The sequence below is a fragment of the Candidatus Seongchinamella marina genome (assembly GCF_026262685.1).
GTDB lineage: Bacteria > Pseudomonadota > Gammaproteobacteria > Pseudomonadales > Halieaceae > Halioglobus > Halioglobus marinus.
This window is the reverse complement of record NZ_SHNP01000001.1, coordinates 774,605-801,600: the sequence shown is the minus strand read 5'-3', so window position 1 is coordinate 801,600 and position 26,996 is coordinate 774,605. Positions and strand designations below refer to the sequence as shown.

At 53.1% G+C, this 26,996-nt stretch carries 25 protein-coding genes and 1 riboswitch; of the genes, 10 read left to right on the top strand and 15 right to left on the bottom strand.

The window, feature by feature from the left end; translation table 11 throughout:
* Positions 1-8: 8 nt before the first annotated feature.
* A complete protein-coding gene (locus tag EYC87_RS03530; RefSeq protein ID WP_279251643.1) occupies positions 9-815 on the bottom strand; it encodes a glycerophosphodiester phosphodiesterase in 807 nt (268 codons plus the stop codon).
* Between the two features lie 39 nt (positions 816-854).
* On the opposite strand from EYC87_RS03530, the gene EYC87_RS03525 reads away from it, so the two are divergent.
* The gene (locus EYC87_RS03525) at positions 855-2,162 is read left to right on the top strand and encodes an MFS transporter (protein WP_279251642.1); all 1,308 of its coding nucleotides are present in this window, start codon (positions 855-857) and stop codon (positions 2,160-2,162) included.
* Here the strand turns inward: EYC87_RS03525 and pnuC are convergent.
* The 4 genes from pnuC to EYC87_RS03505 all read right to left on the bottom strand — a co-directional run bounded on the left by pnuC (position 2,155) and on the right by EYC87_RS03505 (position 6,663).
* On the bottom strand, positions 2,155-2,730 hold the full coding sequence (pnuC, locus tag EYC87_RS03520) for a nicotinamide riboside transporter PnuC (RefSeq protein WP_279251641.1): 576 nt from the start codon (positions 2,728-2,730) through the stop codon (positions 2,155-2,157). The two genes, EYC87_RS03525 and pnuC, sit on opposite strands and share 8 nt — an antisense overlap.
* Before the next feature lie 173 nt (positions 2,731-2,903).
* Complete coding sequence (locus tag EYC87_RS03515; protein WP_279251640.1) at positions 2,904-5,042, bottom strand: TonB-dependent receptor; 2,139 nt, start codon at positions 5,040-5,042, stop codon at positions 2,904-2,906.
* A 64-nt stretch (positions 5,043-5,106) separates the two neighbouring features.
* A riboswitch (TPP riboswitch) is annotated at positions 5,107-5,209 on the bottom strand.
* A gap of 50 nt (positions 5,210-5,259) precedes the next feature.
* Positions 5,260-6,069, bottom strand: coding sequence for a putative RNA methyltransferase (locus tag EYC87_RS03510; protein ID WP_341474969.1), 810 nt, complete (start codon positions 6,067-6,069; stop codon positions 5,260-5,262).
* Between the two features lie 90 nt (positions 6,070-6,159).
* Positions 6,160-6,663 carry a DUF4124 domain-containing protein gene (locus tag EYC87_RS03505; protein ID WP_279251638.1) on the bottom strand — a complete coding sequence of 168 codons (504 nt, stop codon included), beginning with the start codon at positions 6,661-6,663 and terminating at the stop codon, positions 6,160-6,162.
* Positions 6,664-6,812: 149 nt separating this feature from the next.
* Between EYC87_RS03505 and EYC87_RS03500 the strand changes: the two genes are divergently transcribed.
* The 3 genes from EYC87_RS03500 to EYC87_RS03490 all read left to right on the top strand — a co-directional run bounded on the left by EYC87_RS03500 (position 6,813) and on the right by EYC87_RS03490 (position 9,528).
* Complete coding sequence (locus tag EYC87_RS03500; protein WP_279251637.1) at positions 6,813-6,950, top strand: hypothetical protein; 138 nt, start codon at positions 6,813-6,815, stop codon at positions 6,948-6,950.
* A 171-nt stretch (positions 6,951-7,121) separates the two neighbouring features.
* A complete protein-coding gene (locus EYC87_RS03495) occupies positions 7,122-7,976 on the top strand; it encodes a phytanoyl-CoA dioxygenase family protein (protein ID WP_007228976.1) in 855 nt (284 codons plus the stop codon).
* A 7-nt stretch (positions 7,977-7,983) separates the two neighbouring features.
* Positions 7,984-9,528, top strand: coding sequence for an acyl-CoA carboxylase subunit beta (locus tag EYC87_RS03490; RefSeq protein WP_279251636.1), 1,545 nt, complete (start codon positions 7,984-7,986; stop codon positions 9,526-9,528).
* A gap of 46 nt (positions 9,529-9,574) precedes the next feature.
* Here EYC87_RS03490 and EYC87_RS03485 read toward each other — a convergent pair whose 3' ends face one another.
* The 3 genes from EYC87_RS03485 to EYC87_RS03475 form a co-directional block, all read right to left on the bottom strand.
* Positions 9,575-10,681 (bottom strand): DUF2855 family protein, encoded by a 1,107-nt coding sequence (locus tag EYC87_RS03485; protein ID WP_279251635.1) that lies wholly within the window; start codon positions 10,679-10,681, stop codon positions 9,575-9,577.
* Positions 10,682-10,690: 9 nt separating this feature from the next.
* On the bottom strand, positions 10,691-11,653 hold the full coding sequence (locus EYC87_RS03480) for an NAD(P)H-dependent flavin oxidoreductase (RefSeq protein ID WP_279251900.1): 963 nt from the start codon (positions 11,651-11,653) through the stop codon (positions 10,691-10,693).
* Positions 11,654-11,717: 64 nt separating this feature from the next.
* Entirely contained in the window at positions 11,718-13,136 is a 1,419-nt protein-coding gene (locus tag EYC87_RS03475) for a DUF3336 domain-containing protein (protein WP_279251634.1), read from the bottom strand.
* A gap of 233 nt (positions 13,137-13,369) precedes the next feature.
* On the opposite strand from EYC87_RS03475, the gene EYC87_RS03470 reads away from it, so the two are divergent.
* From EYC87_RS03470 to EYC87_RS03460, 3 genes are all read left to right on the top strand, one after another.
* Positions 13,370-15,064: a class I adenylate-forming enzyme family protein gene (locus EYC87_RS03470; RefSeq protein ID WP_279251633.1), complete on the top strand. Its 1,695-nt coding sequence runs from the start codon at positions 13,370-13,372 to the stop codon at positions 15,062-15,064.
* Positions 15,065-15,070: 6 nt separating this feature from the next.
* On the top strand, positions 15,071-17,179 hold the full coding sequence (locus tag EYC87_RS03465) for a molybdopterin-dependent oxidoreductase (protein ID WP_279251632.1): 2,109 nt from the start codon (positions 15,071-15,073) through the stop codon (positions 17,177-17,179).
* Between the two features lie 162 nt (positions 17,180-17,341).
* The gene (locus EYC87_RS03460) at positions 17,342-18,361 is read left to right on the top strand and encodes an SDR family NAD(P)-dependent oxidoreductase (RefSeq protein WP_279251631.1); all 1,020 of its coding nucleotides are present in this window, start codon (positions 17,342-17,344) and stop codon (positions 18,359-18,361) included.
* A 54-nt stretch (positions 18,362-18,415) separates the two neighbouring features.
* Here EYC87_RS03460 and EYC87_RS03455 read toward each other — a convergent pair whose 3' ends face one another.
* Genes EYC87_RS03455 through EYC87_RS03440 form a run of 4 tightly spaced genes read right to left on the bottom strand, consistent with a single transcriptional unit; the run spans position 18,416 to position 21,218 of the window.
* Positions 18,416-19,183, bottom strand: coding sequence for a glucose 1-dehydrogenase (locus EYC87_RS03455; RefSeq protein ID WP_279251630.1), 768 nt, complete (start codon positions 19,181-19,183; stop codon positions 18,416-18,418).
* Positions 19,176-19,946, bottom strand: a complete 771-nt coding sequence (locus EYC87_RS03450; RefSeq protein ID WP_279251629.1) for an enoyl-CoA hydratase — start codon at positions 19,944-19,946, stop codon at positions 19,176-19,178. The genes EYC87_RS03455 and EYC87_RS03450 overlap by 8 nt, the downstream gene beginning before the upstream one ends.
* On the bottom strand, positions 19,939-20,787 hold the full coding sequence (locus EYC87_RS03445) for an SDR family NAD(P)-dependent oxidoreductase (RefSeq protein ID WP_279251628.1): 849 nt from the start codon (positions 20,785-20,787) through the stop codon (positions 19,939-19,941). Before EYC87_RS03445 ends, EYC87_RS03450 begins: the two co-directional genes overlap by 8 nt.
* Positions 20,784-21,218 (bottom strand): MarR family winged helix-turn-helix transcriptional regulator, encoded by a 435-nt coding sequence (locus EYC87_RS03440; protein WP_279251627.1) that lies wholly within the window; start codon positions 21,216-21,218, stop codon positions 20,784-20,786. Before EYC87_RS03440 ends, EYC87_RS03445 begins: the two co-directional genes overlap by 4 nt.
* A 74-nt stretch (positions 21,219-21,292) precedes the next feature.
* Here EYC87_RS03440 and EYC87_RS03435 point away from each other — a divergent pair, with 74 nt between their 5' ends.
* On the top strand, positions 21,293-22,315 hold the full coding sequence (locus EYC87_RS03435) for a TIGR03617 family F420-dependent LLM class oxidoreductase (RefSeq protein WP_279251626.1): 1,023 nt from the start codon (positions 21,293-21,295) through the stop codon (positions 22,313-22,315).
* A 37-nt stretch (positions 22,316-22,352) separates the two neighbouring features.
* Here the strand turns inward: EYC87_RS03435 and EYC87_RS03430 are convergent, their stop codons facing one another.
* The 3 genes from EYC87_RS03430 to EYC87_RS03420 are packed head-to-tail and all read right to left on the bottom strand — an operon-like array spanning position 22,353 to position 25,668.
* A complete protein-coding gene (locus tag EYC87_RS03430; protein WP_279251625.1) occupies positions 22,353-23,468 on the bottom strand; it encodes a glutathione S-transferase N-terminal domain-containing protein in 1,116 nt (371 codons plus the stop codon).
* Between the two features lies 1 nt (position 23,469).
* The gene (locus EYC87_RS03425) at positions 23,470-25,287 is read right to left on the bottom strand and encodes an arylsulfatase (RefSeq protein ID WP_279251624.1); all 1,818 of its coding nucleotides are present in this window, start codon (positions 25,285-25,287) and stop codon (positions 23,470-23,472) included.
* Positions 25,288-25,290: 3 nt separating this feature from the next.
* Positions 25,291-25,668 (bottom strand): hypothetical protein, encoded by a 378-nt coding sequence (locus EYC87_RS03420; RefSeq protein ID WP_279251623.1) that lies wholly within the window; start codon positions 25,666-25,668, stop codon positions 25,291-25,293.
* Positions 25,669-25,740: 72 nt separating this feature from the next.
* Here EYC87_RS03420 and EYC87_RS03415 point away from each other — a divergent pair, with 72 nt between their 5' ends.
* A complete protein-coding gene (locus EYC87_RS03415; RefSeq protein ID WP_279251622.1) occupies positions 25,741-25,992 on the top strand; it encodes a hypothetical protein in 252 nt (83 codons plus the stop codon).
* A gap of 73 nt (positions 25,993-26,065) precedes the next feature.
* On the top strand, positions 26,066-26,923 hold the full coding sequence (locus EYC87_RS03410; RefSeq protein ID WP_279251621.1) for an NAD(P)H-binding protein: 858 nt from the start codon (positions 26,066-26,068) through the stop codon (positions 26,921-26,923).
* Positions 26,924-26,996 lie beyond the last annotated feature (73 nt).

The following is a 26,996-nucleotide window of genomic DNA, read 5'->3' as shown; positions in this document are numbered from 1 at the left end:
AGCGCCCATCAAGCCTTGGGTGAAGCCCGTAGCGCGGCAAGCTGGCCCTGCAAATACACCGCATCATTGCTAAAAATCCACTCGACGCCACGACCCACTTCACGGCACAGACAATTGCGAGACCGCGGAAACCCTGTGCCCACCATCTGCCCGGCAGCAACGTGTTTCTGCCTGATGCTCTCTGAAAGCATCAAGTAGTGCCCGGCCAGGCCGCAGTAGTCACTCTGCAAACTGACCTGACTCAAGCTGGCTGTATTTGTCTGTGCCACCGGTAATAAAAATCGTGGTTCAAGGAAATCCACCACAGCGAACAACTCGGGTTCCAATGAAAGCACGTGAAAGTCCTCTCCAGGCGTGATTTTGCTCAGCACAGCCTGCAGCGCACTGCGTTGCTGCTGAAAATCGGCGACAGATACACTTTTGAGCTCCAGCATTAAATGAGTATTGCCGCTGTAACGGGCAACCACCTCTTCGAGCGTGGGGACGGCCGGCAACTGCTCTCGCAAATCTGCAAAATCTACGGATTCAATTAATATCGCCTTACCAAATACGCGCTCGGTAGAAGGGTCATGGCAGATGACAGGTATCCGGTCTCTGGTCCATCGAATGTCACATTCAACGCCCCAAACCCCGGCTGCCCTTGCAATGTCAAAGGCAAGCAAGGTATTTTCCATCACAGCGCGGTTATCATGCTCACCGCGATGGGAGATAATTTTGCATTTGCGCAGCGCGGTATTATCAGGCACGGCCCTGGGGACAATTGCCATTACCAGGTCCACCAGTAACATCGTTAAATTTTGCAGGTGTTCTTTCAAGCTTTCATTCCTTAGCACACAACACAAGGCTCCCGCTCAGTGACAGAAAGCCCAGCCAGTAAACCCGTTCCCGCCCGGGAAATTATCTCCTGGGCGTTCTATGACTTTGCCAACTCAGGCTACACCACTGTGGTCCTGACCACCATCTACAGTGCCTATTTCGTTGGCGTCGTGGCGGCAGAGCTTGATAGCGGTGAGCCAGGCTCTGCCACGCTACTATGGACCCTGGCGATTGCCGCTGCGAATTTTATAGTATTAATCAGTGGGCCTATTGTCGGCGCAATTGCAGACTTTCGCGCCAGCAAGAAGGCTTTTTTATTCGCATCATCCGTTGCATGTGTGGCTGCAACAGCACTACTTTCCACAGTAGGACCTGAAAATGTAGCGTTCGCCGTTCTTTTGCTCACAATATCGTCAGTCGCATTTACCAGTGGGGAAAACCTGATCGCAGCTTTTTTACCTGAAATTGCCAGCAACAAGAATATGGGCAGAATTTCCGGCTATGGTTGGAGCCTGGGCTACTTCGGAGGCTTGCTCACGCTGGGCTGCTGCCTGGCTTACATCAACTACGCTACAGGGCGCGGACTGGACGCTACACATTATGTGCCGGTCTGTCTGCTGATTACCGCAATCGTGTTTGCCGTCACTGCAACCCCGACGTTTGTATGGCTGCGGGAAAGAGCTACCCCACAAAAACTGCCACCGAGAAAAGGTTACATCAGCGCTGGTTTTGGCCATGTTCTGACCACTTTAAGCCATGCCAGGCAACTGCCCGATTTGTTCCGGTTTTTGCTGTGCATTGTGCTTTTTCAGGCAGGCGTTGCCACGGTCGTTGTCACCGCTGCAATCTTCGCCCAGGACGTTATGCAATTTGACAGCCAGCAATTAATCATATTGATCATGGTAGTCAATCTCACCGCTGCGGTGGGTGCCTTCCTGTTCGGTTTCGCTCAGGATCGCTTCGGCTCGGTTAACAGCTTGGTCGCAGCCCTGTTGATCTGGATTCTCGCTATCGCTGTGGCCCTGCAAGCCAGCTCCGAGGCCGATATCTGGATTACTGGCAACATGATAGGCCTTGCCATGGGCGCTACCCAGGCGGGTGGACGAGCACTCATCGGACAGCTGACACCCGTATCCCATAACGGGGAAATTTTTGGTCTGTGGGGCTTAGCTAATCGCACCGCAGCAATACTGGGGCCCATCAGCTATGGGGTGATCAATCGACTTAGTGGCGGAGACCATCAATTATCATTGATCTCCACTCTGGTGTTTTTCGTGGTGGGGCTTTTGGTGCTGTTGACCGTCAAAGAACAGCGCGGGCATGCCGCTGCAGCCAGAGCTAACTAAAACTCTGCTGCCGATAAGCGCGTGTCCACTGGATCAAGCCCCACACAGACACTACTGCATAGACGCATATCAAGCCGGCGTATATATCCAGCGATCGATCCATATACAGCCAAATAGACGCCAGGTTAAGCACAATCCAGTAGATCCAGGTCTCCAGCACCTTCTTCACTTCCATGTAAGTAGCCGCGAAGCTGAACGCAGTGGTAAACGCATCAATGTAGGGCCGTTGAGCGTCAGTGAAATTGCTGAAAAAAGCGCCCAAGGCGACAGCACCCAGCGAGGACAGCAGAACAATAAGCACATGAGTTGGCGGAGCATAACGCACGATCGGATTATCCATCATGCTATTGCGTCGACTCCAGCGCACCCAGCCCCATGCGCCCATAAGCACATAGTAAGAATAGAGAAACGCCTCAGAGTAAAGTTTGCCATCAATGAACAGGTAAATTGAAAGCAGCGACCCGGCAATACCAAAAGGCCAGCAGATGATATTTTCGCGGATCAATAACATGATATAGATGAGCCCCGCGAAGGTCGCGAAGATTTCTATCCACGTATTCATTGCCATAATCCGTTCCCACTCAATTAAGCGTTCTGTGCTTTCAAACTAGCCATTATGAACCCGGACCTAAATCGCTGACCTTGTGCATTGGCGGTAACACCTCCGGCGCCTGCGACAGGACCGTTTACATGACAGCCAATGAATACCAAGGGCCTGGCTAAACTCTGGCTAAACTCTGGCTAAAGCCACCAGGAGATGTCCAGGCCATAAGTGCGCGGGGCACCCAATTGATAATATGTCTGATTGCTCCAGGCACCAAAGTCATCCCGAGGATCGGCGCCAAAATATAAACCGTGGGTCGCATAGTCTTCGTTAGTCAGGTTGCGCCCCCAGACATTCAACCGGAGGCTGTCGTTTGCCCAGCTCAGACTGGCATTGAGCAGGTCATACGATTGCAGCTTGCCATCGTGGTAGTAACCAAAATAGCTTTCATCGCGCCCTTCGACCTCCAAAACCCCGGAAACACCCGCTGGCAGCACTGCACGAATTCCTGCGTTGTACTGGTAACCGGGTGACTTGCTCTGGTCTCGATCCTCCTTGACAACAAACTCCCAGCGATCGAGGTCAAAGGTAGTAATGTCATCCACCTGTGTTTCCAACCAGCCCAGGTTGGCAAAGACTTCAATAGCGTCTGTTGCATCAAAAGAAGTTTCCAACTCGAGGCCATAGCTGTCGGAATCTGAGTTACTGTCCAGATACCCTATCCAAAGCCCTGCTGCGTCATCCCACATCCAGTTTTCCAACTGTGCGTTTTTCCGGGTGGCATAGAACAAAGCGCCTCGCAACTCAAACCGGTTATCAAGCGCGCGAAGCTTCAAGCCTAACTCCCGATTCAGCAGGGTCTCGTCCTCGAAGCGCAGCTTGCCCGTCATAAAACCTTGAAAGTCAGGGCTCATAAACGCGTATTGGGAACTGGCAGCCACGTTAACGCCACCGGGCTTACTGGCCAAAGCCAGCGTAGCGTAGCCGAAAACGTTGTCGCTGAAACTGTACTGCAAACTTAATTCTGTGTTGTACAAATCGTCTTCACCTGCATGAGCGACGCCATTGCTGTCTCTGTACTCATCTTCGAAGCGTTCCAGGCGAAGCCCAGCGGTAAGCGTTAACGCATCGCTGAAGGCATACTCCAGTTCTCCGTAGGCTGCATATCGATCAGTCTCATAGTCGCTCACGCTCTGGTACAAACCATACCAGGCACTAGGATACGCATAGTCCAGTGTCTCACTGCTTTGATTGCCGTATAGTCCGAATGCATAGCGCCAGTCGCCACGAGCCATCGATTCCGAGCCGCCTAGCAAGCGTAAGTCGAATGTGGTCTGGTCGCGATCACGATCGAATCTTTCCTGCGCGGTGTCGTGACCAAAAGAACAGGCATTCATCTCACACACTTCTGGCGAGATCCAGTCGGCGTCATAGCTATAACCCAGATCCGCATTCAAATCAGTAGCAACGGCCTGCAGCGTATTGCTGGCGCCCAATTCCCACTGACCTTTTACACTAAGGGCAAGCGTATCCTGCGAGTCTTTTCCGGGTTGATCGGACCAGGTATAGCGATCATTGTTCAAAGAATAGGCATCGTAGCCGTTCTCGGCATCGAAACTGAACAGCGCCAGTTCATAGCTCGCACTATCATTGGGCTGCCACACCAGACGCCCGCGCCCCGTGACTTCATCAAATTTGTTGCTGTCGTTACTGCCCTTGTATTCGTTCTCAACATAGCCATCGCCTCTGTTTTGCTGCAGGGCAATGCGGCCAGCGATGCTTTCTCCCAGCGGGCCGCTAAGCACTGCACCATAGTTGTATGCGCCATAATTACCGACACCGCCACGCAACATAGCTTCAAATTCTTTGGTCGGGGCGTTACTGTTTATCTTGACGATGCCCGCATGAGCGCTAGCACCAAAGCGAGTGCCCTGGGGGCCGCGTAAGATCTCTACCTGGGCAACATCAAAAAGCATGCCTGCGTTGGCGGCACTGCCAAGCTCCAAATCATCGACCATCACCCCCACTGAAGGGTAATACTTTGGCTCTGCATACTGCTCCAGGTCACCTATCCCGCGAATCTGAACGAAACGACTGCGGGAGGCACCGGTCGACCAGCTGACATTAGGCGCAGCACTGAGCACGTCCTCCAGGTGCTGGGCGCCCCGCTCCTGCATTTGAAGCTCCCCCAATATGCTCACGCTTGATGCGTTGGTCATTAATTCGCTAGCACGAAAGTCGGCGGTAACGACCACCTCTTCGAGCTCATCAGCAAGAGAAAAAGTGGTAGCGCCCAGCGCAAATACCAGCAGTGTTTTGTGAGGAAAAAATTTCATCTTGGTCTCCGTGAATTAAGCAGAGACCCGGATGGCGGTGGAGAGCTACAGGCCATGGACGACGCCAAAGGCAGATACCTATCCCTACGCCGGTGTTATCCGGATCAGGTTCAAAGGGTCTGCTGTAAGCAACATCTCAGGCGCAGTGGCCACCCCTTAGGAAGCGGAAATTCTAGACCATCTTTAACGCTCCGGCAATCAATGAATAGCGTCGGCTCTAGGAAGGCAGGCGCCTGTACAGATAGAGAGAAAAGGCCACCTGCAGTTCCAGTGCGTCCAGCCGGGCTAGCTGCCCTTTGTTCTCCCGCTGTCCGCCGTAGGCATAGGGCGTCATCGCAACCAGGTCTCGCAGCTGCTCAGCGGTCAGTTCTAAAATAAATTCGACGGCCTCGCTGCTCGCTTGCTCAAAAGAGGGTAGCTCCCTTACTACCTGTTCGTGCGCCCTGGGATTATCGTATAAAAGTTCGCGTAACTCCCAAAGATGAGACGGTGCCGGCGACACATCAAGGAAATAACCTCCGGGCCGAACCAAACGCGCCAACTCCGCTGCGCCGGTTGGGGCAAATACGCTGAACGCAGCGTCTACCGACCTGCTCGCCAACGGAACATCAAAGGAGCTGGCCACAGCAAAGTGGGCGTTGGGGCAGGACCTGGCGGCTATGCGAATCGCTGGCTTGGAGACATCAACACCGTGAACTCTTAGCTTACCTGCCACCTGATGGAGTACAGAGCTGTAGTAGCCCTCGCCGCACCCCAGGTCCAGAACCAGCGCATTCTGGCCTATCAGCGCTTTCATAATGATGCCGATCTTCTCGGCAAGCGGGTGATAAAGGCGAGCCTGATGTACCCGATGTCTGGCATCTATCATCTCGCGATTGTCACCCGGATCCTTGCTGCGTTTGTGGCTCGCGGGCAGTAAATTGACATAACCCTCCCGGGCACAGTCAAAACAGTGTCCCGTTTCGCACAAAAGAGAATTCCTCTCCTGCAGGAGTGGCTTGTGACAGTTAGGGCAAATCCAGTTCAAGAGAAGGACCGAGTGCAATGGGAAGACGATATTGTATGGGCTATGTGCGAATAATCCAGCTCAAGATAGCGTATCAGGCGATAGCGCCCCTCAGCGCGGCAGCATTGGCCTCATCAATTGCGAATTAGCATTTAAGGGGTGCCCGGACGGAGCTTGCACCGGGGGCCGGTAAATGGGCTGCTCCGGCGTTGGCCTGTAAACCGGTCTCCAGGGCGGGAGCGCCGGTCGCTTGTAGTAGCCACCATCGTAGCTCCAGGCAGTACTGTATTGATCCACCAGACTCTGCTGTTTTTGGGGCTCGTACTGAGCGGCGGTGCGCGCCGCCAGTTCTCGCATCCCAGCACGATGCTCTTCTCTCGCTCTGCGCGCATCGACCATTCGATCAGTCGTCTCGCGCATGTCATCCAGACTCTGCTGATAAGCCTTGGGGTCTTGCGGTGCCGCCACGTCTAAATGCACCTCTTCCACACCCTGCTCATCCACCGGCGGCGTATCGCTGAAACTCACGGCTCCGGTAGTATCGACGCTGCGATATACCGTCTGTGCCTGGGCAGTCAGACAACCTAAAAGCAGGATAGGAATTAGTAGTTTCATGCCATAAGCCAGTTGAGAATCACTCGTTAAACTATAGACCATGGGCCAGTCGCCAGGTTCTACATTAATTTCTGCAATAAAAGTTGAACTGCTTCACAATTTGAGCCAGTTCTTCGGAATTTGAGTGCTGTGCTGCTTATACTGCCGCGATGAAAGTTACTAACACAGATCATTATCTACTGGCCGACTCGGAAGAAAATCCCAAGCGCAGTGCAACGACCTTCGAGCTGGCCTCGCTGACTTTCGCTTCTATTGCGGTGATTGCACTGATCGGACTCCTGTCCTGACCGCAAAGTAATGCGAAGGTGGGGCAAGCTTCGGCTGCAGTTCTGCTGACACCCAAGCGCGACGTTGCGGCATGCTTTCTTTCCCCTGCCAATATCAGGATAATACCCCCCTGCCGATCTTGACCCGCGGCAAGGCGTATTCCGGCTCTTTTCCTGCTACAGGCACGCAGATTGAACACAAGCTCAGATTTCAATGTTTCGCAACTCAGCGACAGTGACACGACCTTACGTGAGCGCTATGCAAAAGACGGATACCTGCTTATCAAGCAGGCAGTATCCGCTCATCACTGCAAAGTGCTTCTGGCTGATATGCTTGAAGTGCTGAATCCGCATGTCAAGTTCGACACTAGTGCCAACAAACCCGTGCTCACTGGCGACCCGTTCTACGAAACAGATGCAACCTGGGACGAAGTCTACCCGCAAGTGCAAAAACTGGAGTCCTTCCACCGGTTTTTCCACCAGCCCTGGATGCTCGACATAATGGCCCGCATACAAGGCTGCGAGCCCTGGGTGTATCCCATCAAAATGGCCAGAATCGCAACCCCGCGAATGCTAGGTTACGAAACTCCACCACACCAGGACGCTTACTCTCACCACTCTGGCCCAACCATGGCTGGAGTTTGGGTAGCCCTGCACGATGTGGATGCCAGCATGGGACGGGTCACTGTGCTACCGGGGTCCCATAAAGGCGGCGTCAGAAATGTGTTCCAGGCACAGGGTGTTGGCGGAGTGCAGTGCGAAATTTACGATGACGAAACTCACTGGCACGTGTCAGATTTTGAGCAGGGAGATATGCTAATTTTCAATTCCGCCATGGTGCACAGGGCGGAACCAAATACTGCTGACAATAAAGTACGTATCAGCGTAGATACCCGCTTTTGCGACTATGGTGCAAAAGTATTTTCCACCAACCTTGAACCCCATCACGGCTGGCGTATTGCGGACCTCAACTGGGATTCGATCTACCGCAATTGGCAAAGTAAGGAAGGCCAGTTTTACTGGCGCTCCTACCCCCACTGTTTTTAGGCCGAGCATGAGCAAACAACCTCCACAAGCGTTCAATCCTGGAAAAGGCGACCTGAGCAAACTGCATGAAGTTCAGGCTCAACAGGCTATGACCCTGGACGAGCAGCGCCAAGAAGCAATAGCGAAACGTCATGCCAAGGGTTACCGCAGTGCTCGTGAGAATCTGGAGGCACTTGTCGATAAGGACTCTTTTGTCGAATACGGTCAACTGGCCGTAGCCGCACAGCGCGCAAGGCGCAGCCTACAAGACCTGCGAACCAATACTCCCGCGGATGGGGTCATCACCGGGCTGGCAACGGTGAATGCCGCTCAGTTTGGTGAAGAGCGTGCAGCGACAGCGGTCGTGGTTAACGATTACACCGTACTCGCAGGCACGCAGGGGTTTTTCCATCACATGAAACTGGATCGAATTATTCATGTGGCCCAGGAGCGTCAGTTACCAGTGATCATGTACACCGAGGGAGGTGGCGGCCGCCCAGGTGATACCGACATTCAGATAGGCGGCGGCACTCTGGACGTCAGCTCTTTCGTGGAATGGGCTACCTTGTGCAACGAAGTTCCCACCATTGCTGTCAACAACGGATACTGTTTTGCCGGCAACGCTGCCTTGTTTGGTTGCGCAGACATCCGTATCGCAACTCAAAGTTCCTGGATCGGCATGGCGGGACCGGCAATGATTGAAGGCGGCGGCCTGGGTCAATTCGCACCGCGAGATATTGGTCCCATTGACGTCCAAAGCAAAAATGCTGTGGTCGACCTGGTGGCAGACAATGAAGAACATGCGACTGAGCTTGCCAAAAAAGTTATTAGCTACACGCAGGGTGATGTGAGCGACTGGCAGTGTGCGGATCAGGAATCATTGCGCACCGCGCTACCTGCCGACAGACGTTATGCCTACGACGTTCGCGGCATTATCGAGACCGTCGCCGACACCGACTCATTCACTGAGCTCACCCGGGGTTTTGGCGGCGCCGTCGTTACAGGCTTCATTCGCATCCATGGCAAAGCCATGGGATTAATGGCTAACGACTGCCGGGTACTGGGCGGGGCTGTAGATTGTGACGCGGCCGACAAGGCAGGGCGTTTTGTCTCGCTGTGCGACAAGCTCGGGCTGCCATTGCTCTCTCTCTGCGACACACCAGGCTTCATGGTGGGCCCTGATAGCGAAGTACAAGGCGCCGCCCTGCGCATGGCTACGATGTTTAAGGCAGGAGCAAAAGTACGAGTGCCATTAGTGGCCATTGTTTTACGCAAAGCTTATGGACTGGGCGCCATGGCCATGACCGCAGGAAGTCTCAAGGTGCCTGTGTTCACTGCTGCCTGGCCAACCGGGGAAACTGGACCCATGGGACTGGAAGGCGCAGTGACACTTGGGTTTAAGAAAGAGCTGGATGCCGTTGAAGATCCGCAGGAGCGGGAAGCACTGTTTAACCAGCTTGTCGAAGAAATGTATGAACGCGGCAAGGCAACCGAATCCGCTGCAGCCACCGAAATTGATGCTGTCATCGACCCCGCAGAGACGCGCAGGGTCATTGTGCGAGCGCTAAGCTAAGCTGCCGAAAGAGCGAGCAAGAAAAGACGCTAACAGCACCACGGTCCTATTCCCCGCCTTCCCAAAGAGAGATGATCTGGCCAGTGGCAGGGTTTGCCTTGCCTGCCAGCACCTGTTGATAGGCGGCTTCGACTGAGTCTGCGCCATAGCTACGCGCCACATTTAACCAACTATCACAAAACTGCCGAAAGCCTGCATAGGCACCGCCCAGCAGCATCATAAACTCTGCACCGCCCAACTCTTTACTGCGAGTTTGCAGGTGTCCAGGGGCAAAGAAAAACTCAGGCGTAGCTCCCGGCAAATTGTCTACCGGGCCAAAATCCTCGACATGGGTTGCCCCAATGCGGCACGAGTACTTCATGTTGTCGCCAATATGATGGTGAATCTCAGACAGTACTTTTTTACTGCCCGCCATGTCTACCATGACAACCGGCCCGGCATTGTCCAGCGATGCGATTGCATCGTAAGTTACTACCTGATCGTAACACCCCAGACTCTCACAGAATTCTACATTGCCAGCAGAAGTGATCGCCACGCTAGCGAGCGTGCCGCGCTGTTTGACACAGTGCGCCAAAGCGATGCTGGTCTTGCTCGAGGCACTGGTAATGAGGCAGCTTCCTGCACCAAAAAACTGGTTTACCTCGAGGAAGTCTTCTACCAGCCACGATGTCATAAACAAACCGCGTAACAAACTGTCCTGATCTTCTCGCGCTTCCTCATAAATTGGATACGCCGTTGCTCGGTCGAACTGCGCATAAACAGGGGCCAGTCCTTCACGATGAGGAGAGACATCCGCGAAACTCTGCGAACTTACCTTTCCCGCCAGTACCTTCAAATGCGTACCCAGCGGGAAAAAACCCCAGACCCGCTCACCCTCGGCGATATCAGGGTGCGCCGACATTGCCACCTGCGCCCAGCCCATTGCAGGCAGACGGCCCCAACCGTCTTCGGCAGGGAAAAAGCGCCAGTACCCTAGCGAATCACCCGCTGATGCATAGCTAATATTGTTGGTCGTGAGGGCCAGACGATCGATGCGCAACAGCACTTCATTCTCGGCCAATCTTGTATCAACTGCGGCCTTGACCACCCGGGTTTGATTCCAGCGCTCCTTTTGAACTTCCAGGTTAACGCTTTCGATTTCTGTATTACTCATGTTATATCCTTATCCAACTTGGCGATTCGTATATTGGCTGGCCAAACCTTGCATGGCCTCATAAAAATCAGTCATGGTTTCCTGCACGATTTGATCCGCACTCTTTATTTCGTCGATACGCCCCACTACCTGGCCAGACAAAGGGATAGACGCTTCCATATCACCGCCAAAATAAAGTTCCTGCACGCGTGCGAAGTATTCCATGGCATTGAACGCGCCCTTTGGCAACAACTCCTCGGTTACTCGGGTACGCAGGGCTCGCAAAGCCGGCCGAGATTGCTGGTTCAGGAATACCGTATCGGTCTCCTTGGCTGCCAGCATGGCCTGCTTCCAATTGCCGTGCACCGGAGATTCAGCACTGGACAGCATGCGCGTGCCCATTTGCACGCCTTCAGCGCCCATAGCAAAAACTCCTGCCATGGACAGGCCGTCACTGATCCCCCCGGCTGCAATAATGGGCAAATCAGTCCTCGAGCGTATCAGGGGCAGCAGCACCATGGTCGACACAGGATCGGGGTTCTTAAAACCGCCGCCTTCACCGCCCTCAACAATCAGACCGTCTACTCCACAGTCGATAGCTTTCAGTGCCATATTCAGTGTTGGTACGACATGAAACACTTTGATACCAGCCTCCTGGAAAGCCTGCGTGCAAACACTGGGACTGCCAGAGGAAGTGGTGACAAACTTAATTTCCTGCTCGATGACAAAGTCGATGACATTAGTACCCTTAACATAGGACAAGGCCACATTCATGCCGAAGGGCTTGTCGGTAAGCTCGCGCATCTTTGCGACTTCGACCTTAATATTGTCGAATTCGCCTGACGAGGTTTCAATAATCCCGAGACCACCGGCATTGCTCACAGCTGATGCCAGCTGGGCTCGCGCTATCCAGCCCATGGGCGCCTGGATGATCGGGTAGTCGGTGCCCGTCATCTGGGTTACGCGATTATTTATAGGTACTGCAGTCATAATTATCTTCTCATAGTGAACAGCGGTGAATCGAAAGATACACCACCAGAAAACGCAATTCGTTTAGCTATACAACAGGGTTATCTTCAAACTTCTGCAGAACTTCGCGCAACGTTCGGCTGATTCTCGTTTGCTGACGAATCATTTCCAGCTTAGGCCAAGTGCAGCGCTCACCTGCCGAGATCAGTTTATACATTTGTTTTTCGCCCGGGAAAGTCAGCAGTTTGAGCGGGTTAATCACTTTATAATCCGGCAGAATATTAATATCGCCAACATAGTCCTGATTGATAACGGAGCGCATCAGGCTGGTTGCCTGCGTTACAGTACCGTTGCGCTTGTCTGCCCGGTCCAGAATCAAAGTCATCGCATTAAACCATTCCCTGGCTGAACGGCGAGCGGCATTTTCAATAAGTCCAATAGCGGTGCGTTTACGATGACCGTCTGACACGAAAGGCAACACATGAGGGTTTGTCTGACTGACAATGTAATGGTTTACACCATACAGGCGCGCCAGACGTTTAGCGGGCATATCGTCGCTGACTGAACCATCTACCCACTTGCGAGACGGCAAATAACTTTTCCGTTCCCCATGGCTGTCTAGTGCTTGCAGGGTTACCGGCGGAAATATCCCTGGCACCGCTGACGATGCCATTACAGCACTGCGAATCATCACACTTGGAGACGTTGTTGCATTCAGCAAGCGCGAAGTTTGATGGGTCTCTGCAGGAGCAACAGAGACATTCATCGCACGACCCGTTCGTGCGAAAGCTTGCTCAAAAGTGATATCTGGAATGAAGCTGGCGATACTCTCTTCCAACTCGCTCACGTGAGCAACGCCACTCGTGCTGGCGGTCGTCGGTATGCGATCCAAAAAGTACTCTGGATCCAGTAACTCAGGAAGTTCCTCATTGGTGTGACTACAGACAATACTGCCGACAATAGCGCCACCACTAGAGCCAGACATTACGCTGGGCAACAACTCCGACTCTGCCAGCGCCTTGACTACACCCACATGAAAAAACAGCAAGGAGCCAGAGCCGCTCATCATGAAGGCAGAATGCCCGAAACAGTGGTTGGCGCGACGGAAAAAATCCAGCTTTTCATCGGCACTGACATCACCACTGTCTTCCTCAGCAAGGTACCTGAGCGAGTGCACTATCTCGTCAATGTAGTCCTCAACCAGGTGTTTGGTTCCAGTCTTCGCGCGACCATACAGCCCGGCACGACCCATGCCTCCCATGTTCCCATGAATACCCTCATTAAGGGTGAAGAGCATTCCACGGGTATCGTGGCGTGACTTCAGGCTACGCAGCCGATCGAGGCGCGTCCGAATCGATACATAATCATACTGGCTGCTGTGATCTTTCCTGCGCCAAAGGTCTTGTTTGGTATACTTGTCGTAAGCCTTGGCGGCATCAAGCCACTCCTGATAGCTGCCCGCACTGTTCAATGAACGCTTGAGCTGGAGTTTGGTTACTACTGCCATGCTTCGTTTCCCTGATTTTTGACTAGAGTACGATGTTAGAATTCGCAGCACCAGCAGTGACCGCCTGGCCCTATTGGCGCGACCCAACTGGTCCCGACCTGCCTGTGCCACGACGACTAATATATATTTTGACACAATAAATGCCATTTTGTACAGTCTAAGGGGCGGTATGGTCGCTCGGTCAAACGCCGATACCAAACTGACAATCAATCAACAACGAGATAATCAACCCCATGTACCAACAGCTAAAGCAAGTCGTAGACCAAATGACCGCCCCCGGGCAAATGTTTGAAATTCGCGAGAGCTTCGTCGCCGGGCAAACTCTCAAAACCTGGGCCATGGCGCCTGACTCTCTTCGGGATTTATGGTTGAACGCAGCGGGACATGGCGACAACGAATACATGGTCTATCAAGACGAACGCTGGACCTACACTCAAGCGCATGAAGAGGTCGCTCGCATCGCTAACTGGCTCAGTGCCAACGGTATCAAGCAGCACGACCGGGTCGCTATTGCCATGCGCAACTATCCCGAGTGGATGCTGACCTATTGGGCATTAAGTTGTATCGGTGCGGTTCCCGTTGGCGTCAACGCGTGGTGGGTCGCAGAAGAACTAGAGTACGGACTGCGAGACTCACAAAGCAGCATGCTGATCTGCGACAGCGAGCGGCTGCAACGCTTCAGCGAGATCAGGTCAGGCTTGGCAAACTTAGCTGTGGTTGCAGTGCGTGTTGATAACTGCCCGCAATGGGCGACACCATGGGCGGAGGTTCTCAAGGCACCCGCCAGCCTGCCAGACGCAACGATTAGCCCAGAGGACGATGCCTGCATTTTCTACACTTCCGGAACTACTGGTAAGCCCAAGGGCGCTCAGTTGACTCATCGAGGCTGCGTCAACAATGTCTTCAGTAGCCTGTTTTCCAGCCTGAGCCAGATGACCGCCCAAGCGCTGGTTGAGGGTAAAGAGCCACCGACTCCCGGCCAGAGACAGACTTCAGCCATAATCGCTACTCCCCTCTTTCACGTAACCGCCAACAATGCAGTGGCCCAGGTGCTTACCGTTACTGGCGGAAAAATTGTGCATACCTATAAATGGGACGCCGGTGAGGCGCTAAAAATAATCGAAGAAGAAAAAATCACCAATTTTTCGGGCGTGCCCGTCATGGCAAGAGAGATTATCAACCATCAGGATTTTTCAACACGGGATACCTCGTCCCTGCAGGTGCTGGGTGGAGGTGGCGCCGCTGTGCAACCAGATCTCACCGAAAAGGTCATGAAATCTGAGGGCAATGCGATGCCCGCACAAGGCTACGGCTTGACAGAAACCTGCGGCATTGTGGCCGGCAGTTGGGGCATTTTTCTGAGCAACAAACCCAATGCGGCCGGTCGGCTCGTTCCTGTTTTTGACGTAAAGTGCATCGATGCAGAGGGTAACACTCTGCCACTGGGTGAGACTGGAGAGATCTGCTTCAAGGGCCCACAAGTCATAAAAGGCTATCTTAACCGACCTGAAGCCACGGCTGAAACCATCGTCGACGGCTGGCTGCAGACTGGCGACATCGGCTTCGCCGACGAAGACAACTTTATTTACCTGGTGGACCGAGCCAAAGACATGGTCCTGCGCGGTGGCGAAAACGTGTACTGTTCAGAAGTTGAAGTGGCGATATTCAAGCACGAAGCCGTGGCTGAATGCGCGGTATTCTCTGTACCTGACGACCGCCTCGGCGAGGAAGTGGGTGCCGCCATTTTCCTCAAAGAAGGACAAGACCTAAGTTTTGACGCCATCCGCGAATTCTGCAAATCCAAAATCGCCTCTTTCAAAATACCTCGCTATATTTGGATTTTAGACAATCCCCTCCCCCGCAACGCCAGCGGAAAGTTCGTAAAACGGGAATTAAAGGATATGCTAGACATCTCGAATGCCGGATAGCCAACGATGACTAAACAAACACACCGCCGTGCCTGCCACCTCTGCGAAGCCATTTGTGGATTGATCATAGAAACAGAAGGCACGGAGATTTTGTCGATCAAGGGCGACAAAGACGACCCCTTAAGCCGCGGTCACATCTGCCCCAAAGCCGTTGCTCTAAGGGATTTGCATGAAGACCCTGATCGTCTTAAAGGTCCAGTAAAAAAATCTCGTAACGCCGCAGGAGAAGTCTCCTGGGAAGCCATCGGCTGGACTGAGGCGTTAGACACTACCGCCCGGGGACTGGCGCATACCATTGCAAAGCATGGGGTAAACGCAATGGGAATTTACCTGGGTAATCCCAGCGTCCACAACTACGGCATGATGACCCACCAGAGTAGTTTGTTTCGACACACCAGAACCAACAATCGCTTTTCTGCAACCAGCGTCGATCAGCTGCCCCATCATCTCGTTTCTCTCTGGCTTTACGGACACAAGTTATTACTTCCCGTACCCGACGTAGATAACACCGACTATTTCCTCATGCTAGGTGCCAATCCGCTGGCTTCTAATGGCAGCATCTGGACAGTGCCTGACGTCAAAAAACGATTGAGCTCAATGCAGGCGCGAGGCGGGAAGCTTGTGGTGATTGACCCGCGGCGCACCGAAACAGCGGCGCTGGCCAATGAACATCACTTCATTCGCCCGGGAACAGATGCCCTTTTCCTGCTCGCTATCCTGCATACATTGTTTGCGGAAGACCTGGTCGATACAGGTCACTTGACAGACTTCACCACCGGCCTTGAAAACGTGCGCACGGCGATCGACAGTTTTACACCCGAGTTTGCCGCCAGGCACACCGGCATTTCGGCCGCTACCGTCCGCTCTATTAGCAGAGAATTGGCAGGCGCAGAGCGTGCTATCTGCTACGGGAGAATGGGGATATCCACTCAGGTTTACGGTGGCTTGTGTCAGTGGCTTACGCAGCTCATTAATATCGCAACCGGAAATCTGGATAAACCCGGAGGCAGCCTGTTCACCACACCTGCGGTGGACACGGTGACAACCAATGGGCCTGGCGGGTTCAACCGCCATCGCAGCAGAGTTCGCAATTTGCCAGAGTTCGACCGGGAATTACCGGCCAGTGCCATTGCCGAGGAAATCGTTACGCCAGGTGAGGGACAAATCAAGGCGTTGTTTACCGGTGCTGGAAATCCCGTGCTGTCTACGCCCAATGGCAGGCAATTAGACGAAGCGCTGCCGCAATTGGAATTTATGGTTTCCCTGGACCCTTACATCAACGAGACGACGCGCCACGCAGATATTATCCTGCCACCAACCTCACCACTGGAACATGATCACTACGACTTGACCCTTCACGCATTCGCGGTGCGCAATACGGCCCGCTACAATGAGCCGGTTTTCGACAAACCCGAGGGCAGTTTGCACGACTGGGAAATTTTCTCAGAGCTGGGAAAACGACTGGAGAAGCTTCTGGATTTACCCCCACAGCAATCTCTACCTCCCTCACAGATAATAGATATGGGACTCCAGGCTGGCCCCTACAGCGACCAGGATATGTCTCTGGCATTATTGAAGAAGCACCCCTCAGGCATCGACTTGGGCCCCCTGGTATCGCAACTGCCTGAGCGCCTGGCTACGGCCACCAAGACCATTGCCTGTGACGCACCACTACCCATGGCGGATCTGGAAAGGCTCTTTAACGCATTCGCAGAAGATCAGGAAAACGAACTGTTACTTATTGGACGACGCCACATTCGATCTAACAATTCATGGATGCATAATTTCCACCCGCTGATCAAAGGTCGAGATCGTTGTACCCTGATGATGCACCCAGAAGACATGGCAAAGCATAAAATCAGCGATGGGCTGAGAGTAAGCCTCAGTTCGAGAGTGGGCGCGGTAGAGGCTACCGTAGAGCAAACCGATGAACTAATGCCTGGTGTGGTTAGCCTCCCCCATGGCTTTGGCCATCACCGCTCCGGCGTTCAAATGGAAAAAGCAAGCCAGCGACCGGGGGTAAGCTGCAACGATGTCACTGACCACCAACTGCTCGATGAACTTTCCGGTAACGCCGCCGTTAATGGTGTACCTGTGACGGTAACGCCTCTGTAATCACGCGCTGCCTAAAACAAGCTGCATACTTCCTCTATTTCGAAACACCGTAGCGCGTTCAGTACCTTTACCGCTGCCAGTTGGAGCCCAGCCCGCCGCAAGTAAAGCTGGCCCCGTGACGGACGTATACACTAGACGTAGTGATTCTGAAGGAGAAAAATCGTGGAAATAAACCGAAGACAGCTTATCTATTCTGCCGCCACGCTGGCTGCAGGCGCCTCTCTCACCGCTTGCAGCGATAGCGAATATACCGTGTCCATCGATACCCGCTGGCCCACCAGTTCCTTTGGTGCAGATTCTACTGGCGAAGAAGTGACTGCAGGCTTAGACCTCGCCGGCAAAGTTGCCGTGGTAACCGGGTGTAACTCTGGCCTGGGTTACGAGACGATGCGCGTACTGGCCTTGCGAGGCGCGCATGTCATCGGCACAGGACGAACCCTTGAAAAAGCTACCGCAGCCTGCGCCAGCGTTAGCGGGAAGACAACGCCCCTGGCTCTGGAACTGTCTGATTTTCAGTCGACTGTCGATTGCGCAGAATCCATTGCAGCCTTGGAGCTTGCGCCCAACATACTGGTTCTCAATGCTGGCATTAATACCTTTGGCGAGCTGGAATTGGTAAATGGCATCGAGAAAATTTTCACCGTCAACTTCCTGGGCCACTTCATATTAACTAACCGTTTGCTGCCATTAATGCAGACTAAGAACAACGGACGCATTGTTCACGTGAGCAGTCGCTCGGGTTACGGGCAGGCGCCTGCCGTCGGTATCGACTTTGATAATCTCAGGGGCGAAAAAAGTTTTGATGCTGGACAAGCCTACGGTAGATCCAAACTCGCTAACGCGCTATTTTCGCTCGAGCTTGCACAACGGCTGCAGGGAACTGGCCTGTCTTCCAATGCCATTCACCCGGGTCTTGTTCAAACCAACATTGCGCGTACCGCACCGGTGCTGATGCGTTCGGCCTTCGAATGGTTTGGTGGTGTTATTGCGAAGAGCCCGGCGCAAGGCGCAGCCACTCAGCTGTATGTCGCCACTTCACCGCAGTTAGAGGGTGTGTCAGGCGCTTACTTTGAGGACTGCAATCCGGTTGTAATCAGTGGGCAAAATCACATGACCGATAGTGCGATGGCGAAAAAACTCTGGGCGACCGCTCAATCGATGTGTGGCCAGTACCTGATCTGATACATCACATGGCGAGACCGTGAGCCCTTATTTAAAAGGCTCATTCGGCGCATCTTACAGATCAATTACATTGGAGCGAATCATCAGCCCACCGTCTACGACCAGGTCATGCCCCGTAATAAATGATGCCTTATCCGAACACAGATAAACTACGGCATTAGCAATCTCCTCTGGTTCCGCAAGACGACCCATCGCATGCGCATTCAGAGTTTTTTCTTTCATTGCCGGCATCTTTTCGAGATAAAGCTGCATGCCCCCCGTGTTAATACCGCCGGGACATACCGTATTAATCCTCACCCCACGCTTTGCATACTCTGCGGCAGCGGCCTTACTCAGCGTTATTACACCCCCTTTGGCTGAGGAATACGCTGATTGAAAAGTCTCACCGCGCAGCCCAGAGACAGAGGCGATGTTGACAATAGCGCCACCGCCGGATGCCTGAATCAACGGCAGTTGCTGCTTCATGCAACGCCATACGCCTTTCTGAGTCACATTCATACAACGGTCCCACTCGTCATCACTGAGCTCTGTGATGGGTTTGTTGGGCACTGCTAGCGCCGCGTTATTGGATACCCAATGCAGTGCCCCGTAGTGCTCCATCAGTGCTTGATGAGCCGCCTTGATCGCCTCACCGTCGGCCATATCGCAACGCAGAAGCATAGCGTCGCCGCCCTGCTCCCTGATCAGTTCAACGGTTTGCTCTGCGCCGACAGGGTTGATGTCTGCAACCGCTACTTGCGCGCCCGCCGCAGAAAATGCGAGGGCCGTTGCTCTGCCGGTGCCGGCGCCACCGCCCATAACCAGTGCGACTGGATCACTCATCGGTTTCGCTCCTTCCCTTTGCCAGCACCGAATCTTTGCGCATAGCGATCATCTCTGCCATTGTTTTTTGGGCTGACTCAATCGCCAGCTCTTCTTCCCAAGGCAAGGCTTCTGCAAGCGACATTGAAAACCCATCGTCGATGAGAGGTTTATAAGCCAGGAGCGTATGCGGCACACAAGCGACCATATCCTCGGCCATAGAAATTGCCAGTGGCAGTAACTCATCTTCGCTCACTACGTGATTAAGAAGTCCCCAATCATAGGCTTGCTGGGCGAAAACCGGTGCCCCGGTAAAGTGAATTTCCTTGGCCCGGGACAAGCCTATCAGGCGAGAAAGCCTCTGACTCAGTCCCCAACCTGGCAATATACCCACTCTGGCATGGGTATCGGCAAAACGTGCTTTATCGGAACCAATCAAGACGTCACAAGCCAGCGCCATTTCAAAGCCGCCGGTTATAGCGTGGCCGTTAATTGCACCGATAATGGGACCCTTGAATTGTTCCATCGCGCGAGCAATGGCGTTGTCTGCTTCCTGCGAGGCGTCGCCGGCAGATTCCGACAATTCCTTCAGGTCAAAGCCAGCGCAAAACGCTCTTCCAGCTCCCGTGAGTATGAGGACTCTAACCGCCTCATCGGCACAACATTGAGCCAGAGCGGTAACAAAGTCCTCGCGTAACTCACGGGACAATGCGTTCATTTCCGTTGGCCGGTTCAAGGTAACAATTGCGTAGCCGTGATGTTTTTCCAACAAAACTTTATTCATAGCGATCTCCCAGTAATGATGGAGCTTTGAGCAAATTCAGGTGCTTGGCCAGTGCGGGACCCCGAATACAGTTTGTGTCCTGATAATCCGAAGATGGGGTATTGTTTGCCAACCATGCCACGACTCCACCAATAGTCGCTGGGCTGCAAGGCTTGTAACGCCCAAGCACTGCCTCATCGATACCTGCCGCACGCATCACCTCAGAGATCACTGTGCCAGGTTCAAGGTTAAGGGCACGCAAACCACTGTCAGCGTGCTCCACCTGCAGAGAGCCCACCATTTTGGCAAAAGCTGCCTTTGATGCGCTGTAAGCAAAACTCCAACCGCCATCAGTGGCAGATGCGGGAGGCGCGTTAAAGGCTGCGTAAGAAACCATGTTGATAATTGTGCTCGTTTTCTGCGCTTCAAGCGCCGGCAGCAACGCTTGCACCAAGGCCAGCGGCGTAAAAACGTTGCCCTGAAACAAAGCTTTTACCTGCTGTGACTGCACATCAACAATGTCAGCCAACACGCCTGCGCCCTGGTAGATCGCATTGTTGAACAGCAAATCCATTCGTCCAAAGTGACTCAGCGCAGATTTAGCTGCATCCACTATCGAGTCCACGTGCAAAATATCTGCCTGCAGACACAACGCGCTGCCACCAACCTGCTCAACAGCGGCGGCCGTTGCCTCGAGGCTACCTGGCAATCCAACAAGCCGCCCACCGTAATCTTGCTCCTGACCACCAGCCAAAGTACGTGCGGTGATGGCCACGTCGAAACCAGCTCGTGCCAGCGCAACAGCCGACTCTGCACCAATACCCCTGCTGGCACCGGTAATAAACGCTACTTTTCGGCTCATGCTATTGTCTCTTCAGCAATTAGGGTATCCAGATTATTCAGGGTACGTGTGAGTTGCTGACTACCGATAATTGCTTGGTAGTGTTGCCAGACATTGGCCGTAGACTCGCTCAATTCGTCAATTAACGATTCCCCTGCAGCAGTAAAATTGACGAGCTTGGCTCTTGAGTCAGCCGGATCAGGCCTGCGCTCTACCAGTCCCTGCTGCTCCAACTCCTGAATGATTTTCATCATCGACTGAGGTCGTATACCCGCCGCTGAGGCGAGATCCACCCCGCGACTGGGGCCGTTGCGACCGAGATACAAAAAAACGTCGTTGTGTCGATGACGAATACCCAAAATACCACGTGCTGCAAGGTCTGAATCCAGGCGGCGCTGAAAATCACGGGCTACTAGCATGAGCGTTTGTCCGATCGAGTGCTGCTGAGTCATTGGCATTGTGATCCGCCCATATAGTAAGCTAAACTTACTATCAGCTTAGCTGCCTATAACAAACGAGGTCAAGTATGTTCCAGGTCTTTGCCGCCACGCCAGAAGACATGGGTCCAGATACAATCGGCGCTCATGCCGCGCGCGCAGAAGCCATGGGTTTCGATGGCCTGCAGGTGCCTGACGCTCTTCACGACGGTCTGCTGTTAGCGGCATTGGCATTGAATTCAACCCAAAGGCTGATTGTCGGCACCGGTGTCCTGGTCGCCTTCGCCCGCAGCCCCATGGTCACCGCAATCGCCAGCTGGGACCTGGCCAATTTGTCAAAGGGCCGCTTTGAGCTGGGCCTTGGCACCCAGATCAAACCTAATATTGAGCAACGCTACAGCGCACGTTGGGGCTCGCCCGTGCCGCAGCTGAGAGAGTATGTACAGTCACTCAAAGCGATATTTCACAGTTTTCAGAGCGGCGACAGACTCAACTTTAAGGGCGAGCATTATCGTTTTACCAAGCTACAACCCTTTTTTAATCCGGGTCCGATTGAGCATCCAGATATTCCCATTTTCTGCGGAGCGGTAGGCCCCGACATGACCCGCATGGTAGGTAAAATCGCTGATGGCATGATTACCCACCCCACTAACACCCCACCTGAGTACATTGAGGAAGTCTGCCTGCCAAGATTGCGCGATGGCTTTGCCAAGGCCGGACACACAGGCGCTGACTTCAAGCTACTACTGGGCCCACTGTGTGCGACGGGCAAAGATGAGATCACTGTCTCCAAGCAATGGGAGAAGCAAAGGCAACTGCTCGGATTTCTCTACTCCACTCCCGCTTATTGGCCCAGCCTTGAACGCTTTGGCTGGGTGCATAAGGGACAAGAATTGCTCGATATGACACGCTCGGGCGATTGGAAAAAGATGCCCGATATTATTACAGATGACATGCTAGAGAAATTCGTGCCTCGGGGAACCTACGAAAACATCGCAAAGGAATACAAGACTCGTTTCGCTGGTTTAGCCACAAGAGTGACGTTCCCCGTCCCTCAAAATCCGGAAGATGATGCGCTCGCCGCGAAGGTGATTAGTCGCCTGAAACAGTGAGTTGCTATGGCAGGTTAGCCGATCAACCGCAAGTGCGTTATACCCACACCTCAAGATTTTCTGATTGCTCGATATCCCGACTTAGTTTTATAGCCAGGATGTTTTCCATACCGCAGTTCGCGAGCATCTTCTGTACCGAGGCTTGGTCCTCGGCCTCCATCGCCTCATAGAGCGATTGAACCCGCTGCAGTAAGAAAAATCGATAGGGTTGCGAAACCGAACTAATGGCTTGCCCACGCAGCACAAATTCGCACTTATTGAGCATTCGGTCAGCCGCAGCGCCAACATCTGGCTGATTTTCTTGCAGCCATTGATTAATAGCAGTTGCCGCAGCTTCAGTTTCAGGCACAAAATCTTCGGCGATCACCTTCAACACATTTAACAGACTCTGGGGCACCTCGTCGTCAGACAAGAAGCCCTCTTGAGCGTCAAAATACTCCGGCGCATCCTGATCAGGTCGATTCATGCGCTCAACCCAGCGATAAACCCGCGTTGCCTGCTGCTGCATAATACGACCGGGATACGGATCGCGACCAAAGTGGGCATACATGGGGGCCAGCAAACCATAATCACCGATACAGGGACGCCAGCCTAGCAGATAAGGGTACTGCTCAAAGTGCTTGTTCAGTGCTTCGAGGTACTCCAGGTACAGGGCTTCAACCAAATCACCGGTTTCTTCGTTCACACCCCAGATTCTCGCCACATGCTGCATGCGCTGCATCATCGCTTCTGTCTTGTCATCACGAGTGGGGGTTTCGCGCTGTGAATGAAAAAAGTGGTACCGGATAAACGCTAAATTTTCTTCCTGAAAATTCCAGCGATAGTGCATCGCCGGACGCAGCAACCCATCGGTACCGATAACATCAAATAGTGCACTGACAATCTGCTGACGCGGGCCCTCTGGTCGATTGTGCCGGCCGTTGTCCGCTTCAAAATATTCGATAATCGCCGCACCGTCGCGAATCACATCACCACCCGGCGTGAGCAGCGCAGGAATCGTTGGCAACTTTGCCTGCGGCAATACTTTGGCCTTAAAACTTTCATGCCCTGTAGACAGCTCACGAAAGGTGATGCCGTTCTTAATTAAATAGGAGCGCGCCCTGCCAGTGTAAAGAGAATGGGTAATTCCATACAGCGTATAAACATCTGTCATATTAACTCCGGTGTTTTCGGGCTCTATAAAAAATAAAGAAGGGCAATAACACGATCAGCGCCAAAATCATCACAGTTATATTGGCGCCATAGCGCTCTTGCAGGGCATTTGAAAACAACTGACGCATCTGGCTATAACCCGGCGGCAACGACAAAACACGGTTCTCACGTTTGTATGTTTCATAACCTGACAGCATTTCCTGGAACCGCTGAGGTTGCTGGGCACTCAAATCATCAGTCTCGCCCGGATCGGTGACGATATTGTAAAGACGCCACTGGCCGTCACCGGCCGGTGGTTGATTCACCACAATCTTATAATCACCCTGAAAGAGAACGGCGTGGCCGGTAAGCTCGTAGCCAACAGTTTCGTGATCAGCATATATTCGATCCGATTCACCCATCAAAACCGGCGACAAATCCTTACCTGTGATGGGAAGCACCGGACGACCGGCATACCTGGGACCGGGGAGCTCAACGCCGGCAAAGGAGAGAATCGTGGGCGTAATGTCCGTCGCCCACGCGAACGCGCGCGTCAGGCCCTGCTGTAACTGCAAGGGCATACCAGCAATGATCAGCGGAACCCGAATGCCGCCCTCGCCGGCGTAAAATTTATAAAACGCCAAGGGACTGACTGATGCACTGGCAAAACTGGCGCTGATCGAATTATAACTTCCTTTCTCGCCAAGGCCTTCGTAGTTGACGTGATAGCCCATGTTCCCTGTACCAGCGCTATTGACCAAGCTAGTGGGATTGTCTGGCCCGCTGGCTTCACTACCGTTGTCGGAAGTGAAAATAAATATCGTATTATCGTATTGCCCCTGAATCTTCAGGTAATCGACCAGTCGACCGATGTTAAAGTCCATGGCCTCAATCATACCGGCGTAAACAGCCATGCGTTTACTTTCATACCGCTTGCGCTCATCACTGAGCAATGCCCAGTTTTTGGTCGTTGTCATACTCACCATGTTCGCAGTCGGCGGCACGACACCAAGCTCAATAGCTCGCTCTCGTCGCTCATCGCGCAACACGTCCCACCCCTTATCGTAAACGCCTTCATAGCGCTCGATGTATTCGCGAGGTGCCTGCACCGGCACGTGCACCGCCATAAAAGGCACGTAAGCAAAAAATGGCTGCCCGTCTTGAAGGTTACTGTCGATGAACTCAATGGTTTTGTCGATCAGGAAACGCGAGGAATAAAAGTCTTCTGGAAGCTGAAATCGTTCTCCATTAGCAAACCAGTTGGCTTGGTCGTACAAGGGTAGATAGGGTCTCTGATCCCAATTATCAGCGCCTGAATCAGCCATTGTGACTGTCTGCTCAAAACCTCTGCTGATGGGCAGTTTATTGCTGGCTGAGCCAAGGTGCCATTTCCCCGCCATATAGGTGTGGTAGCCTGCGCTTTCCAGCAAAGTCGCCACGGTAACAACATTGTCTCCCAGTACCCCCTGATAATGAGCATGAGCGCGCTGCTCGGGTGCCAGCATTTCTATGATGTTTGGGACACCGGCGAGATGATTATCGATTCCGGTCAACAGCATTGCCCGAGAAGGGGCGCAATTTGCCGCCGTATGATAATTGGTAAAACTCAAACCCTGCTCAGCCAGGGCTGAGATGGTCGGTGTTTTAACTTCACTCCCGTAAGGCGCGGTATCGGAGTAACCCAGGTCATCCGCTAAGATCAGAACAATATTGGGACGCGAGGCAGATGCCAACTCCGCCCCCGCTAATGTCTCCGCCGCCTGTGCCAGGCTAGGCAAGACTGTCAAAGAGCCTAGAATCAGTGCAAGCAAACCTCGCTGACTCAATAGCGAAAAAGACAAAATCTACGATGCCGCAGGTAAACGACGTGATGCAACCAGGAGCAGCGCGGAGACTATAACCTCCACGGCAATTTGTTCCGTCGCCAGACCAGCGTCGTGTACCAGCCAAGCCACAATGCGACCTACAGCTGTAATAGAGAGCAACATCACCGGCGGATAAAACCAAATACGATGGCCACCGATCACAGCAATCAACATACAAATAGAAGTGGTAAGGAAAAAGCCCGCCATATCACCCACCTGAGAACTCAAGCCCAGTCCTTGTGACAGCGACAGGCCAAAAGACGGAGCAACGCCAGCTGGATCTACTAACCAACGTAGACCGACAACAAGGAAAAGAATAGCTGGTAGTAGAATCAGAACTTTCAAGATTTTATTCATTTACGTCACTCCCATTAATCAATCGCAATGCAACTAAAGGCGTTGCCGCTATATTATATTTTGGCATAATTAATGTCAATATTACCAGGCCTGATGATGAACGAGCAATTGAAAAAATCACTACCCATCCACTGTGTTACCATCACCCGCAGCTTGGATTTCTTCCCGCTTCTGCCAGCAACAAGCGACAGCGAAATCGGTCACCCCAGCAATTTACCGAGAAACATAAATACCCGCAACGACGGGTTCTCAGGTGCCGCCGATATCTACGTGACCATGGCTATCTACACTAGTAATATCTGGTCACGCGGGCGAGAGCTTTAAACTGTGCACCAAGGTTGAGGCAAAGTATCGCAACCCCTACAGCAAAAAAAGCGGAACGAGTGAGCACTAAGCTATGGCCCAGAAATCTATACTAATCACAGGTTGTGGCGACCTGGGTCGCCGCGTAGGAAGCACCCTGGCAGCACGTGATTGGCAGGTACATGCGGTCAGGCGCAACCCTGACGGTCTTTCTCCGGAGTTTAACTGGCATGCGGCGGATCATTGCAATCCGGACGCACTTGTATTCGTTGAAGCACTAAAACCCGACTTCGTGCTGGCTACTTTTAATCCAACCAGCAGGGACATCGCAGGATACTGGCAAGGCTTCTCTACCGCGGCAAGCAATCTACTACGAAGCCTCAATAATCATCGCCCTCACCAGCTATTGATGGTCTCCAGCACTCGCGTCTACGCCGAAGCTAAAGGCGGCTGGATAGACGAAACGGCTCCGCTCTCTGAAACTGATAAAAGGGCAACCGCTATCATCGATGCCGAGCGCCAGTTTCTGGATTCCAAGCTGCCAGCAACGATCGTTCGTTTTGCCGGTATCTACGGCGGATCCAGTGCGAGACTAGTTTCAAAGGTCGCTCGAGGCGAAGTGGCCACCAGCGAACCGGTCCGTTACACCAACAGGATACACCGCGAAGACTGTGCAGAATTCCTTCTTCATTTAATCGAAATGGCAGAGAACCATCAGCATTTAGCACCTATTTACAACGGTGTTGATGATAGTCCCTGCCCGGCACATGAGGTAGAGCAATGGCTCGCCAAAGCGTTGGCCGTCACTGTAAAAAGTCCATCAGAGGATTCAACTACAGGGCAAGTCAGTCACAAGAGATGTCGAAATGATTTATTGCACGCGTGCGGCTATCAATTGCGGCACCCGGACTACCGCTCCGGTTATTCTGAGGTGCTGGCAACCAGTCAGTAGCCACGTGCGGGCTGGAATCAATGCGGTTGGAGCAGTTCCTGGAGTGAGAGCCTTCGACGACGGAATGCCCTAC

Excerpts from the sequence above, each read along its gene's own strand:
- EYC87_RS03515 (WP_279251640.1), bottom strand. The coding sequence starts at position 5,042 with ATGAAATTTTTTCCTCACAAAACACTGCTGGTATTTGCGCTGGGCGCT.
- EYC87_RS03500 (WP_279251637.1), top strand. The coding sequence starts at position 6,813 with ATGAAAGTTACTAACACAGATCATTATCTACTGGCCGACTCGGAAGAA.
- EYC87_RS03475 (WP_279251634.1), bottom strand. The coding sequence starts at position 13,136 with ATGGCAGTAGTAACCAAACTCCAGCTCAAGCGTTCATTGAACAGTGCG.
- EYC87_RS03420 (WP_279251623.1), bottom strand. The coding sequence starts at position 25,668 with ATGAATAAAATCTTGAAAGTTCTGATTCTACTACCAGCTATTCTTTTC.
- EYC87_RS03505 (WP_279251638.1), bottom strand. The coding sequence starts at position 6,663 with ATGAAACTACTAATTCCTATCCTGCTTTTAGGTTGTCTGACTGCCCAG.
- EYC87_RS03410 (WP_279251621.1), top strand. The coding sequence starts at position 26,066 with ATGGCCCAGAAATCTATACTAATCACAGGTTGTGGCGACCTGGGTCGC.
- pnuC (WP_279251641.1), bottom strand. The coding sequence starts at position 2,730 with ATGGCAATGAATACGTGGATAGAAATCTTCGCGACCTTCGCGGGGCTC.
- EYC87_RS03470 (WP_279251633.1), top strand. The coding sequence starts at position 13,370 with ATGTACCAACAGCTAAAGCAAGTCGTAGACCAAATGACCGCCCCCGGG.
- EYC87_RS03490 (WP_279251636.1), top strand. The coding sequence starts at position 7,984 with ATGAGCAAACAACCTCCACAAGCGTTCAATCCTGGAAAAGGCGACCTG.
- EYC87_RS03430 (WP_279251625.1), bottom strand. The coding sequence starts at position 23,468 with ATGACAGATGTTTATACGCTGTATGGAATTACCCATTCTCTTTACACT.
- EYC87_RS03435 (WP_279251626.1), top strand. The coding sequence starts at position 21,293 with ATGTTCCAGGTCTTTGCCGCCACGCCAGAAGACATGGGTCCAGATACA.
- EYC87_RS03450 (WP_279251629.1), bottom strand. The coding sequence starts at position 19,946 with ATGAATAAAGTTTTGTTGGAAAAACATCACGGCTACGCAATTGTTACC.
- EYC87_RS03485 (WP_279251635.1), bottom strand. The coding sequence starts at position 10,681 with ATGAGTAATACAGAAATCGAAAGCGTTAACCTGGAAGTTCAAAAGGAG.
- EYC87_RS03445 (WP_279251628.1), bottom strand. The coding sequence starts at position 20,787 with ATGAGCCGAAAAGTAGCGTTTATTACCGGTGCCAGCAGGGGTATTGGT.
- EYC87_RS03455 (WP_279251630.1), bottom strand. The coding sequence starts at position 19,183 with ATGAGTGATCCAGTCGCACTGGTTATGGGCGGTGGCGCCGGCACCGGC.
- EYC87_RS03465 (WP_279251632.1), top strand. The coding sequence starts at position 15,071 with ATGACTAAACAAACACACCGCCGTGCCTGCCACCTCTGCGAAGCCATT.
- EYC87_RS03440 (WP_279251627.1), bottom strand. The coding sequence starts at position 21,218 with ATGACTCAGCAGCACTCGATCGGACAAACGCTCATGCTAGTAGCCCGT.
- EYC87_RS03415 (WP_279251622.1), top strand. The coding sequence starts at position 25,741 with ATGTCAATATTACCAGGCCTGATGATGAACGAGCAATTGAAAAAATCA.